This window comes from Alteromonas sp. ABD4_190, from assembly GCF_056160105.1.
In genome coordinates, this window is record NZ_JBSWWN010000001.1 from 132951 (window position 1) to 145848 (window position 12898).

At 45.0% G+C, this 12898-nt stretch carries 10 protein-coding genes; 6 read left to right on the top strand and 4 right to left on the bottom strand.

Annotation, left to right across the window (positions count from 1 at the left end; genetic code table 11):
* Positions 1 to 106 precede the first annotated feature (106 nt).
* The 4 genes from ACXAFM_RS00700 (at position 107) to ACXAFM_RS00715 (ending at position 5053) form a co-directional block, all read left to right on the top strand.
* Positions 107 to 889, top strand: a complete 783-nt coding sequence (locus ACXAFM_RS00700) for an NRDE family protein (RefSeq protein ID WP_474826004.1) — start codon at positions 107 to 109, stop codon at positions 887 to 889.
* A 147-nt stretch (positions 890 to 1036) separates the two neighbouring features.
* A complete protein-coding gene (locus tag ACXAFM_RS00705; protein ID WP_474826006.1) occupies positions 1037 to 2227 on the top strand; it encodes an amino acid aminotransferase in 1191 nt (396 codons plus the stop codon).
* Between the two features lie 296 nt (positions 2228 to 2523).
* The gene (locus tag ACXAFM_RS00710) at positions 2524 to 4689 is read left to right on the top strand and encodes a S46 family peptidase (RefSeq protein WP_474826008.1); all 2166 of its coding nucleotides are present in this window, start codon (positions 2524 to 2526) and stop codon (positions 4687 to 4689) included.
* Positions 4690 to 4798: 109 nt separating this feature from the next.
* The gene (locus tag ACXAFM_RS00715; protein WP_474826010.1) at positions 4799 to 5053 is read left to right on the top strand and encodes a hypothetical protein; all 255 of its coding nucleotides are present in this window, start codon (positions 4799 to 4801) and stop codon (positions 5051 to 5053) included.
* Positions 5054 to 5151: 98 nt separating this feature from the next.
* Here the strand turns inward: ACXAFM_RS00715 and ACXAFM_RS00720 are convergent, their stop codons facing one another.
* The 4 genes from ACXAFM_RS00720 to ACXAFM_RS00735 all read right to left on the bottom strand — a co-directional run bounded on the left by ACXAFM_RS00720 (position 5152) and on the right by ACXAFM_RS00735 (position 9197).
* Positions 5152 to 5610 carry a YaiI/YqxD family protein gene (locus tag ACXAFM_RS00720; protein ID WP_120959091.1) on the bottom strand — a complete coding sequence of 153 codons (459 nt, stop codon included), beginning with the start codon at positions 5608 to 5610 and terminating at the stop codon, positions 5152 to 5154.
* A gap of 25 nt (positions 5611 to 5635) precedes the next feature.
* Positions 5636 to 6397: an SDR family oxidoreductase gene (locus ACXAFM_RS00725; RefSeq protein WP_474826012.1), complete on the bottom strand. Its 762-nt coding sequence runs from the start codon at positions 6395 to 6397 to the stop codon at positions 5636 to 5638.
* A gap of 151 nt (positions 6398 to 6548) precedes the next feature.
* Entirely contained in the window at positions 6549 to 7316 is a 768-nt protein-coding gene (locus tag ACXAFM_RS00730; RefSeq protein ID WP_474832711.1) for an SDR family NAD(P)-dependent oxidoreductase, read from the bottom strand.
* 78 nt (positions 7317 to 7394) lie between these two features.
* Positions 7395 to 9197 carry an acyl-CoA dehydrogenase gene (locus tag ACXAFM_RS00735; protein ID WP_474832714.1) on the bottom strand — a complete coding sequence of 601 codons (1803 nt, stop codon included), beginning with the start codon at positions 9195 to 9197 and terminating at the stop codon, positions 7395 to 7397.
* Between the two features lie 142 nt (positions 9198 to 9339).
* On the opposite strand from ACXAFM_RS00735, the gene ACXAFM_RS00740 reads away from it, so the two are divergent.
* Together ACXAFM_RS00740 and ACXAFM_RS00745 are read left to right on the top strand one after the other, a co-directional pair.
* A complete protein-coding gene (locus tag ACXAFM_RS00740; RefSeq protein ID WP_474832717.1) occupies positions 9340 to 10329 on the top strand; it encodes a GlxA family transcriptional regulator in 990 nt (329 codons plus the stop codon).
* A 260-nt stretch (positions 10330 to 10589) separates the two neighbouring features.
* On the top strand, positions 10590 to 12866 hold the full coding sequence (locus ACXAFM_RS00745; RefSeq protein WP_474832721.1) for a TonB-dependent receptor: 2277 nt from the start codon (positions 10590 to 10592) through the stop codon (positions 12864 to 12866).
* Positions 12867 to 12898 lie beyond the last annotated feature (32 nt).

The window sequence follows — 12898 nt, forward strand, 5'->3', positions numbered from 1 at the left end:
CGTATATTGATGAAGAGTAATCAAAACAACAATGTAACGCAATTGTTAACAGAAGCGATTGGACGATGTGCGGTGAACAAGTTAAGAAAAGGACACTAGGTACGCTATGTGTATTTTATTTATCGCAAACAAGATGCGAGATGACTACCCTCTTATCATCGCAGCAAATCGAGACGAGTTTTACGCAAGACCGACTGCACCTTCAACATTTTGGGAAAGCCACCCGCACATGCTTGCTGGGCAGGATTTAGAAGCTGACGGCACCTGGATGGGTGTTACGCGTAACGGAAAAATTGCAGCGCTTACCAATGTGAGAGACCCACACAACATCAATAAAAACGCAGTATCCCGCGGGGAATTGGTTGCTAATTGGCTTAAACAAAACCCGGCCCAAAAAGATTCTGCCGAGCAGTCAGCATATTTAGCTACGCTTGAAAAAACTCGTCACCAGTACAACGGATATAACTTACTATATGGTGATGTAAATGCACTTCGCGTTTACAACAACGTAAACAATTCGACCCATTCAATTGATACCGGTGTGTATGGGTTGTCAAATGCTGATATTGCAACACCATGGCCAAAAGTCACTCAAGGGGTTACTGCGTTAAATGACTATGTGCAGCAGCAAAGCACAATCAATGATGACGATTTATTTGATATTTTACGTCACGAAAATAAGGCAGAGGATGCCCAGCTACCCGACACGGGTATAGGTTATGAATGGGAGAAGGCATTATCTTCCATTTTCATTCAAACCGAAAAATACGGCACGCGTACGTCTACCTTGTTGTTGGTTGATAAAAACAATACGCTTACTTGGAAGGAACGTCGGTTCTCGGACAAGGGAGCTGCACTGAAAACCCGCGCCTTTTCTTTTTCAATTTAGCGTATTTTTGAAATGAAACTTTCGTTTACGCTTTATAAAGCAGATTAATTGAAATATTTTCAACCTTTAGGGGTCGTTTTTTCTACCATCGGTGGCATAATGCCTGCCTGCTAATTATTGCACACCAACGTAACGTGAGGACATATCGTGTTTGAAGTATTACCCCATCTCGCCCCAGATCCAATTCTTGGCCTGTCAGCTGCTTTTCGTGAAGACACCAACCCAAATAAAATCGATTTAGGTGTTGGCGTATATAAAGATGAGCAAGGTAATACCCCTATTCTTTCAAGTGTCGCAAAAGCGCAAAAAGTGCTTTTAGACAAAGAAACCAGCAAAACCTACATCACGCCTCAGGGCAACCAAGGTTTTATCGACGGTATGTTGTCTTTGCTTTTAGGTAAGAATAGCCCTGTACTTCTTGCTGACCGCGTTGCAGCGGTTCAAGCTCCAGGTGGTTGTGGCGCGCTGCGTATTCTTTCAGAGTTGCTAGTGCGTTGTAATGAAAATGGCAAAGTATGGGTAAGCGACCCAACATGGGCTAACCATATTCCACTTATCGGCTCTGCGGGCCTTAAAATTGAAACCTATCCGTACTTCGATAAAGCGTCAGCGAGCATTCGTTTTGACGCTATGATGGAAACCCTTCGCAAGACTGAAAAAGGCGATATCGTTCTTCTTCACGGATGCTGTCACAACCCAACAGGTGCTGACCTTACTAATGCACAATGGGATGAAGTACTCGAAGTAGCGAAAGAGCGTGAATTCTTACCTTTCGTCGATGTGGCTTACCTTGGTTTCGGTGAAGGTTTAGACGAAGATGCTTACGGCATGCGTTTGTTGGTTGAAAATCTTCCAGAAGTAATTGTAGCGGCGTCTTGCTCTAAAAACTTCGGCCTTTATCGCGAGCGCGTTGGTCTTGCAGCTATCATCACTGAAGATTCAGCAACTCGTAAAATTGCGCAGGGTCAAATTCAGTCAATCGCACGTGGCATCTACTCGATGCCGCCAAGCTACGGTGGTGCACTAGTAGACATCATTCTTTCTGACGAAGCACTTAATAACGAGTGGGTATCTGAAGTGAACGAAATGCGCGACCGCATGAAGTCTCTACGTGCCATGCTTGTTCAAAACCTTCACGATAATGGCTCACCAAAAGACTTTAGCTTCGTGAACGACCAAAAAGGTATGTTCTCATTCTTGTGTATCACACCTGAGCAAGTGCGCGAAGTACGTGAAAAGCATAGCGTTTACTTTGTAGATTCTAGTCGCGTAAACATTGCGGGCATCAATCAAGAAAACGTGGAAACACTAGCGAAAGCATTGGTGTCAGTACTTTAATCGCTAACTACCGATCTTCTAATTCTAAAGGCAGAGTTTGATACTCTGCCTTTTTTGTTTTCGTTCGAATTATTTGCCTTTCGTCTTTCCTAATTCTGCGATGAAAGCGCCTTTCTCTGCCTTCATTGGCAGTTTGTCACACTTCCTAACAAATTTGCGCTGTGCGCTATACGCTTTTTTATAGGGCACACAGAGTATTCTAGTTACACTGTAACAATGTTGACGTAAACGTTAACTTGGTATGTATTAAGTTTGATTTATAACAATGAGATAGACGACAAGAACAAGGATCACCGATGTCTAAAGTAAGTGTATTTTGTATTTCGGCTGCGTTGATTGGCGCGGCAATGCAGGTTAACGCTAAGGAAGGTATGTTCACGCCAGAACAGCTCCCTTCAATTGCAGACGATTTAAAAGAAACCGGTTTGGCAATTCCTGCTAGTAGTATTAATGATTTAACCGCGTTCCCTATGGGCGCTATTGTTTCTCTTGGTGGATGTTCAGCATCGTTTGTGTCTGACAAAGGATTAGCAGTAACCAATCACCACTGCGCACGCGGTTCAGTGCAATATAACAGCACTCCAGAAAACAATTACTTAAAAGACGGTTTTCTAGCAAAAGAAATTGGTGATGAACTGCCCGCCGCACCGGGTACTCGCATGTTCGTTACTGTCGATTTTTCTGACGTAACCGACAAAGTCGTTGGCGGTATCGGTGATGATGTTCAAGGGCGTGAGCGCTACGACCTTATCGAAGCTAATCGTAAAGCACTCATTGCAGAATGTGAGTCTGAAGCAGGCTTCCGCTGCTCTGTTCCTTCGTTTTTCCAAGGCCTTGAGTATAAGCTTATCAAGCAAATGGAAATCCGTGACGTGCGTATTGCCTATGCGCCTGCTGACTCTATAGGAAAATACGGCGGAGATGTAGATAACTGGATGTGGCCTCGTCACACTGGTGATTTTTCTTTCTATCGCGCCTACGTTGGTAAAGATGGAAAACCAGCCGATTTCAGTGAAGACAATGTGCCGTTTAAACCTGATCATTTCCTTAAAGTATCGGCTGCTGGCCTTGAAGACGGTGATTTTGTTATGGCAGCGGGCTACCCTGGTTCTACAAACCGCTATGCTCGGTTGTCGCAAGTTTCGTACATGTTTGACTGGCTATACCCTACTTACCTTGAACTGGTAGACGAATGGATCAAGACCATTGAAAGCTCGTCTGAAGAAGGTAGCGATGCGCGCATTAAATATGAAGCAACACTTGCTGGCCTGAATAACTTTCACAAAAATACCTTAGGACAGCTTTCTGGTGCTAAGCGTGTTGGGCTTGTTCCTCGCCGCGCCGAGCGTGAAGAGCAGCTGGCAGCATGGCTCGATGAAAACGGTAAGGGTGAAATGAAGCAAGCACTTGCCGATCTTGATGCGGTTAGCGCTGAACAAATGCAGATGAACAAGCAAAACTTCTGGTATAACAACCTAAGTCGCGCACAGCTTTTATCTTCTGCTCAGACCCTTTATCGCAATGCAATTGAAAGAGAAAAGCCAGATACAGAGCGCGAACGTGGATATCAAGAGCGCGACCAAATTCGCCTTAAAGAAAGCGCAGAGCGTATAGAACGCCGTTTTGATGCGGTTGTTGATCAAGCTGTGTGGCAAAAAATGATCAGCATGTACCTTGACCAGCCTGAAGAAAACCGCGTTGCGGCTTTCGATAAAGCAGTAGGCATTGATGGTAATACTGACAGCAAAACACTTCATAAAAAGTTGAAAGCGTTTTATGACAACACGTCACTGAACAACACTGAAGATCGCTTGAAGTGGTTAACTGCAAGCCGTTCTGATTTTGAAAACAGCAACGACCCGTTCATAAAACTTGCCGTTGCGCTATTTGATACCGAAATGGCCATTGAAGATAAAAGCAAAACGCTTAGCGGTAAAGCAGCTGCACTTCGCCCTAAATACATGAGTGCCATTATCGAGTGGCAAAAATCTTTGGGAAGCCTTGCTTATCCAGATGCCAACAGCACGCTTCGTGTGACTTACGGTAACGTAATGGGTGGCTCGCCAAAAGATGGTCTCATTTACGAACCCTTTACCCGTCTTGAAGGCATTACTGAAAAGGATACAGGCGAAACACCGTTTGATTCACCGAAAAAGCAGCTTGAGCTTATTAAAGACAAGCAGTACGGTCCGTACAAACTTGAAGACATCAATAGTGTACCGGTTAACTTCCTAACGGATTTAGATTCTACAGGCGGTAATTCGGGTTCAGCAACGCTTAACGCAAAAGCAGAACTAATTGGCTTGTTGTTTGACGGCACGTTTGAAAGCGTTAATTCAGATTGGGACTTCGATCCGAAAACAACCCGTACCATCCATGTAGATAGCCGCTACATGCTATGGGTAATGGAATACGTTGACGGTGCAACAAACCTTATCGAAGAAATGACCATAGTTAAATAACCACCAAATAATGGGGTCAGAGTACATTTCTGCCCCCATCTTAAAGTGGCAAAATGGGTTCAGAGTCTTTACTTTGACCCTGATACGTTTCAGTGACAAGGAGGACGTTATGAGGTTACTAATAAGGCTTGTGAGTTTAGCCGTGGCTGCGTACGCATGCTACGCGGGCACTACAACAGGTGACTGGAAAGCACCTATCGCTATTATTGCTCTGTGTACATTGGTGTTCTTAGTGTCGTTTGCCACAAAGACAGGCGGCAGTAAGTCTGGTTCCCACGGAGACAGCAGTGCAGCCATTTACACGCCAAATATAAGTTCAAGCTCATCTTGCAGCAGTGATTCTGGCGGCGGTGGCGACTGCTAAAGTTAATGGGGTCAGAGTATTTTTTCAGGATATAAAGTACCCTGACCCCATATTTTTGGGTGTTACATGCTGTAGAAATGTACTCTGACCCCAATATTTTATTTGAGGTTGCGGAGGCCTTGGGTTAAAAGGCGGTCTAGTGCGTTGGCAAAGTTTTGTTTGTCGCGCTGTGAAAATGCTTTGGGCCCGCCGGTGTGTTCACCGCTTGAGCGCATGGTATCCATGAAGTCTCGCATACCCAGTATCTGCTTGATAGACGACTTGTCGTATTCTTCACCACGGTTATTTAACGCAAGTGCGTTTTTTGCCAGTACATCAGCGGCCAATGGAATGTCGTTGGTAATCACTAAATCACCGGCTTCGCACTTCTCTACAATGTAATCGTCAGCAGCATCGAATCCAGAAGGCACTTGCGTTAAGGTTATATGCTTGTCTGGTGGTACAGACATAGAGTGGTTAGCCACCAAAGACAAAGGCAGCTTGGTACGTCTAGCTGCCTTAAAAAGAATGTCTTTGATAACTGCAGGGCACGCGTCTGCGTCAACCCATATATGCATGGTCGTATCTCGTATTTGAAACTATTTACGCTAGCATACCACCATCTACAACCACTGTCGTGCCTGTGGTGTAGCTTGATGCATCTGATACTAAGTACAATACTGTGCCGGCCATTTCGTCTGGGTCGGCTACGCGGCCTAGCGGAATAACTTTCAGCGCGTGCTTCAAGATTTGCTCGTTGGTCGTTAACGCTGAAGCAAATTTAGTGTCGGTCAAACCTGGCAGTAATGCGTTTACGCGAATGTTTAAGCTACCGCACTCTTTTGCAAACGATTTAGTCATGCTAATAACGGCTGCTTTAGTAATAGAGTAAATACCCTGCATATCGCCCGGCGTTACGCCATTTACTGAAGCGGTATTGAGTATGACGCCACCGCCCTGCTCTTTCATCATTTTGCCAGCTTCAATCGACATGAAGAAATAACCACGAATATTTACGTCTACCGTTTTGTTGTAGGCACCAAGGTCAGTATCTAAAATGTGTCCAAAGTAGGGATTGGCCGCCGCGTTATTTACAAGAATATCCAGCTTACCGAAATCACGTTTGATGACATTGAAGGTTTCGGTAATTTGCTCCATTTCACCTACGTGGCACGCCAGCGCCGTTGCTTTTCCACCTGCGTCGCGAATTGAAGATGCAACCGCTTCACAGCCGTCAATTTTGCGGCTTGATACAATAACGTGAGCACCATACTGAGCCAGCAACCGAGCAATAGATTCGCCGATACCGCGGCTAGCACCAGTTACTAGTGCAACTTTTCCTGTTAAATCAAATAGGTTGTTCATTAAACATTCCTTCTCTTGCTGTTTTTACGCAAACTACGTAGCACAGTGTCCTATCTACGATAGCTGCATTTGTCTTGTAATAAGTTTCTTATAGGCTTTAAAAATATGATTATTTAAAAGCTTATCGATTTATCTTCATCACACTTGGCGCTTATGCCAGCATACCACCGTCAAGTACCACAGACTGCCCCGTCATAAATGACGATTCATCACTACATAGCCATGCTATAGCATTTGCGATTTCTTCAGGCTTACCTAATCGTTTCATTGGATTTGCGCCAATAAGCCCCTTTTGGCCTCGTTCATCCAACTTTGATAACACACCTTGAACCATAGGCGTATCGACAAAACTAGGACATACCGCGTTGATACGAATGTTCGCTCGCGCGTACTCCACCGCCGCCGATTTAGTCAGCCCTATTACTCCGTGTTTAGACGCACTATAAGCACTTATCATTGGCGCTGAGCGCAAACCCGCTACGGAGGCGATATTAATAATGTGACCGCCACCTGTTGCTGTCATGTGCTTCAGTGCGTTTTTCATGCAGTACCACACGCCTGCTAAGTTGACCTGAATGTTTTTCATAAACATCGCGTCGTCGACTTCGGTAAGTGGCGCAGGAAAATGATCGATGCCCGCGTTGTTTATGATCACGTCAATCTTTTCAAGATGAGAAAGGGCCGCTTCGAACATCGCCTTAACCTGAGCAGGTTCGGTAACATCAACCGCCACTGCATACGCTTTACCACCTGATGCAATAATTTCTTCAGCCAGTGTTTTGGCGTTCTCTTCATTGAGATCAGCAATACCTACTATTGCACCACGTGCACTTAAAACGCGAGCTGACGCGGCACCGATCCCCGAGCCACCACCAGTAATAAGAATATGTTTACCTTCAACATTTGCAGCTACATTCATTAGCTGTACTCCAGTTTAATTTACGTGCGCTGCATCTTCTTCTGCAATGTCTTAAGCGCACATAGTAATGATATAAATTTAGAAATAGCTTGCCTTAACGTTGTTGCAAGATGCTTCTCGTGACGTCAGTACTTCTATATCGCGGCTTACTAGCGGTAGTTCCCAATTTAAAAAATACTCTGCTGCGGCAAGCTTTCCTTCGTAGAAGTCAACATCCTGTTCGCCAGCACCCTTGCTTAACGCTTGCTCGGCAACGTTAGCTTGGCGCAGCCAAATCCAGCTCACTACACAGCTTGAAAAGATATTTAAGAAGCAGCTAGCATTGGTTAACAACACAGACTGTTTGTCAGAACGCAAATCTGCAGCAGCTTGTTGTATAAGTGCACCAAGTTGGTCTAAATAAGGTTTTAGTTTTGCTGCCAGCGCCTGTGCTCTTGGGGTTTCTGCTCGCTTCATATCGCGCGTGACACGAGAAAGTAGCACTTGCAAACCTTTACCATCGTGCTGCCACAATTTTCTTCCTAGCAGGTCTAACGCCTGAATACCATTGGTGCCTTCGTGAATTGGGTTTAGGCGGTTATCGCGCCAGCATTGCTCAACCGGGTATTCACGGGTGTAGCCAGCGCCGCCTAAAATCTGAATCGCCAAATCGTTAGCTTTAGGGCCAAACTCTGAAGGCCACGCCTTAAATACAGGGGTTAAAAGGTCAAGAAGCTGAGAAAGCTCAGTACGCTTTTCACTGTCTACTTCGGTTTCCATTTCATCAATCAACATGCTGCCGTATAAGCAAAGGGACATACCGCCTTCACAATACGCTTTCTGCGCTAGCAGCATGCGGCGAACATCACCGTGATTAATAATAGGCGTTGGTTCGTCTTCAGGTGCTAAATTTGGCGCTGCGCGCCCTTGTGTGCGGTCTTTAGCATATTCTAGTGAATAGCGATAACCGCGATACCCAATCATAGCCGCACCGTAGCCCACACCAATGCGCGCTTCGTTCATCATCATGAACATATAGCGCAAACCTTGATGAGCTTCACCGATTAGGTAGCCGTGGCAATCGCCATTTTCACCAAAGGTCAATGCAGTTGAAGTGGTGCCTCGATAACCCATTTTATGAATAAGGCCGGCAAGTGTGACATCATTGCGTACATTTGGGTTGCCGTCTGCATCTAGTCGGTACTTAGGTACGGCAAATAGTGAAATGCCTTTAACACCTGCAGGACCGCCAGGAATTTTTGCTAGTACCAAATGAACTATATTATCGGAAAGCTCATGTTCACCGCCTGAGATATAAATTTTGCTACCTTTAATGCGGTACGTACCATCGTCTTGCAGCTTCGCAGAGGTGCGAATGTCAGCAAGGGACGAACCCGCATGAGGCTCAGTAAGCGCCATCGTTCCGGTAAAATCACCCGCTAGCATTTTAGGTAGAAACGCGCTTTTGATATCGTCTGAGGCAAAGTGTTTAATTACGTTGGCGGCAGCCGCAGTTAAAAAAGGATATGCAGTAGACGACGGATTTGCCGCTAAGAAATAGCCCGCACATGCGTTCATTACGGTGACGGGAAGCTGCATGCCACCATCTTCAAAGTCGAAATGACCCGCAATAAAGCCCGACTCTCTGTAGGTATCGAAAGCGACTTTTACTTCGTCGATCATAGATACTTTGGTGCCATCAAACGTAGGCTCATTTTTGTCAGCTACTGCGTTATGGGGAAGAAACAGCTCTTCTGCCATTTTTTCGGCCATGTCAATAACGGCATTGAAGGTCTCAACGTTGTGCTCTTCAAAGCGTGCTTTTTCGCACAGTGCTGCAGTATTTAATACTTCGTACAGCTGAAATTGCATTTCACGGCGTGGTATAAGTTGGTCGGCCATGGTGTTCTGTCCCCTACGAATAATTGTTAACGCATTGTGTCATATTCATTATCGTGCCATTATTGTCATTTATGACACAATAATGGCCTATACCGCCAACAATCACTAAACTTTATGTTCTTTTATAAATTTAATTATTTTTATGAATAGCGCTAAATTCACTGTTACCGTTCTCGGTTTTGACCAAGCCTTGGCATCTGCCATTACAGGCGCACTTGATGTGTTTGCATTTGCTGGTATTAGTTGGCAGCGAATTCACAATCTGCCTACTGCACCTCAATTTAAAGTTCAGCTGGCGAGTCATCACGGACAGTCTATTCTCTGCTCTAATCAAGTTGTGCTGCAGCCGAATATTGCTATTGAAGATGTATCTCACACCGATGTTTTGCTTATTCCAACTATCGGTGGTGATATTGATGAGGTACTGAATGATACACGGCCGCTACTGGTTCATATAAAGCGCCTTCAAAAAATGGGGGCGGATATAGCAGCTAATTGCACGGGTAATTTTTTATTAGCGCAGACAGGTTTACTCAACAATAAAACCGCAACGACTCACTGGGGTTACGCAGATAAATTCGAAACCATGTTTCCAAGTGTAAACCTGCAGCCAGAGAAAATGGTGACAGAGGACGACACCGTCTATTGCGCGGGAGGCGGTATGGCATGGATTGACCTGTCGATCCTCTTAATAGAGCGTTACTGTGGTCACCAAATTGCCAGCGATACTGCAAAGTCTCATGTGTTGGATGTGTCCAGAACCAGCCAAACGGTATATGCAAGTAGTCGTCAACGACGGTTTCACAACGACAAAGTTATTAAAGCGGTCCAATCTTTTCTGGAACGAAACTTACAAAGCAAATGTTCGCTTCATGATTTAGCAATGCGGCACAATATGACAGAACGTACATTGATACGACGTTTCAAAAACGCTTGCGACACCACGCCCGGCCAGTATTTACAATCGCTGCGAATTGAACACGCAAGAAAACTACTCGAGACATCCAGCATGCCGCTTGAGCTATTGATCAACGCGGTAGGCTATGAAGACCTGAGTTCTTTCACCCGACTATTCAAAAAGTATACGGGTCTATCTCCTTCTCAATATCGAACAAAGTTTAAACGCGGATGAGGTCGCTTGAATCCGATCACAGGCAAGCACCAAAAAAGAATCATTGTTCCTAATCAATGCTCTAAGACCGTGCACCATACCTTTTAAGACACATTAGCATTACCTAATGTAGTGCACTTTCGACTAACTCACACCTTTTTTGCACAAATATGAAGTTTTTAATTAAAAGTTTGTGTAAAATGCAACGCCAAGCATAGATTGTTAATTTTTGTGCTAAAAACACTACAAAAGTATAATTTATAAATCATCTTGGTGGAAACATGAGAACACACAAAATCGCCACGCTAGCGTTAGCCGTTAGTGCTGCGTTCAGCTCTTCAGTTCTTGCACAAGAGGCCGCATCGACAGAAAAAAAAGAAGCCTCACTTGAACAGATTACCGTAACTGCGCAAAAGCGTACTCAATCAATACAGGAAGTACCTATTTCTGTTGCGACATTAAGCGGTGAAAAATTCGAAAGCCTTTTCTCAGGCGGTGAAGATATCCTTGCTTTAGCGGTTCGCGTTCCAGGCCTTTATGCCGAGTCTTCAAACGGACGTGTCGCACCACGCTTTTACATTCGTGGTTTAGGTAACACCGATTTCGACTTAGCTGCATCACAGCCTGTATCTATTATCATGGATGAAGTGGTAATGGAAAATGTAGTACTGAAAAGCTTCCCGCTTTTCGACGTACAACAAGTTGAGGTACTTCGCGGTCCACAAGGTACATTATTCGGTCGTAACACTACAGCCGGCATAATCAAATTTGACACCGTTAAGCCTACACAAGATGTTGAAGGTTATGCGAAAGCAGGTTTCGGTTCATACGGAACTATGAACTTTGAAGGCGCCATTAGCGGCGGTCTTACTGACGAGCTTTCTGCACGTTTATCGCTACTTTCGCAAGAACGCGACGATTACATCGATAATGCCTTCACCGGCGAAAACGATGCAATCGGTGGCTACGACGAAAAAGCCTACCGTCTACAGCTTCTTTGGGAGCCGTCTGCCGACTTTTCTGCTTTGTTAAACGTACACGGCCGTGAGCTTGAAGGCACAGCGTCTATTTTCCGCGCTAACGTGTTTACTAAAGGCAGCAACGAACTTAACGAAAACTACGATCGCGAAACTGTTTTCTATGATGGCGACCTTCAAGGCGACGGCATTGATAACAACCCACAAGAATACGACGGTTTTGGTGCTTCACTTAAATTAGAGTACGACATGGACGAAGTTACATTCACGTCGATCTCAGCCATTGAAACAGCTGAAGGCTCTAGCCTAGGTGACGTTGATGGTGGCTTTAATCGTGCTGACGGCACTTCAGGCCCTGGGTTTATTCCTTTCTCTGCGGTAACGCAAGATAACCTTGACGACCTAGAGCAATACACCCAAGAATTTAGATTTTCAAGCAACACGCGCGATGCTTTGAACTGGCAGCTAGGTGCGTTCTACTATGACGCATCGTTTAACGTTACCAGCATCGACGGATTCTTTGGTGCAACAACTGTATTCCACGAAAACCAAACGTGGGCAGTATTCGGTCAGACGTCTTATCAAGTTAACGAAAAACTAAACGTTACGGGCGGTATTCGTTACACCCACGACTCTAAAAGTTTAGTAGTTGGCGACCAAAACGTTGACGGTTTTGCCCTAGTAATTGGCGCAGCTCAAGTTCAAGACTATGAAGACATTGACGTAGATGACGGTCAAGCGAGCTTTGAATTAAGCGCAAACTATCGCGTTACTGATGATATGTCTGTTTTTGCTCGCTACGCTAATGGCTTCCGTGCTCAAACAATTCAAGGCCGCGACGTTGCATTCGAAGGCTCGCCTTCAGTTGCAGATGCAGAAACGATCAACTCATTTGAACTTGGTATTAAGTCGGACTTGTTTGATGACTCACTACGTCTAAACGCTGCAGCATTCTACTACACAGTAGATGACATGCAGTTCTCAGCAATCGGTGGTGGCAACAACTTTACCGCGCTTGTAAACGCTGACAAAGGCGAAGCGTACGGTTTTGAAGTAGACGCACAGTGGCTAGCGACTGATGAGCTTACGTTTACCGCAGGTTATAGCTACAACCACACTGAAATCAAAGATGATACTTTGACTGTTTCACCATGTGGAACAAGTGCTGCTGATGGATTTACCGGTAACTGTACAGTAACAGACCCTCGTCCAGACGGTTTTGTAGCCTCTATCGACGGCAACCCATTCCCTCAGGCGCCAGAGTCTATCTTTAACTTCACAGCACGTTACACCATCCCTATGGGTGATGATGGCGAGTTCTTTGTATTTACTGATTGGGCGTTCCAAGGTGAAACAAACATCTTCCTATACGAAGCGGTTGAGTTCACTACTGACGACAACTTTGAAGGCGGTCTACGTATTGGTTACGAAAACTTCGCGCACAATTACACTGTAGCGCTATTTGGTCGTAACATTACTGACGAAGACAATGTTAAAGGTGCAATCGACTTCAACAACCTTACAGGTATCGTAAATGAGCCGCGCGTTTGGGGTGTTGAGTTCAAGTACACTTACTATTAAGCAAAGATAAGTAGCTACTTTCATTTATTGTA

Bases quoted from the DNA above. Each gene is read 5' to 3' on its own strand.
- ACXAFM_RS00700 (WP_474826004.1), top strand. From the start codon at position 107: ATGTGTATTTTATTTATCGCAAACAAGATGCGAGATGACTACCCTCTT.
- ACXAFM_RS00710 (WP_474826008.1), top strand. From the start codon at position 2,524: ATGTCTAAAGTAAGTGTATTTTGTATTTCGGCTGCGTTGATTGGCGCG.
- ACXAFM_RS00715 (WP_474826010.1), top strand. From the start codon at position 4,799: ATGAGGTTACTAATAAGGCTTGTGAGTTTAGCCGTGGCTGCGTACGCA.
- ACXAFM_RS00720 (WP_120959091.1), bottom strand. From the start codon at position 5,610: ATGCATATATGGGTTGACGCAGACGCGTGCCCTGCAGTTATCAAAGAC.
- ACXAFM_RS00725 (WP_474826012.1), bottom strand. From the start codon at position 6,397: ATGAACAACCTATTTGATTTAACAGGAAAAGTTGCACTAGTAACTGGT.
- ACXAFM_RS00730 (WP_474832711.1), bottom strand. From the start codon at position 7,316: ATGAATGTAGCTGCAAATGTTGAAGGTAAACATATTCTTATTACTGGT.
- ACXAFM_RS00735 (WP_474832714.1), bottom strand. From the start codon at position 9,197: ATGGCCGACCAACTTATACCACGCCGTGAAATGCAATTTCAGCTGTAC.
- ACXAFM_RS00740 (WP_474832717.1), top strand. From the start codon at position 9,340: ATGAATAGCGCTAAATTCACTGTTACCGTTCTCGGTTTTGACCAAGCC.
- ACXAFM_RS00745 (WP_474832721.1), top strand. From the start codon at position 10,590: ATGAGAACACACAAAATCGCCACGCTAGCGTTAGCCGTTAGTGCTGCG.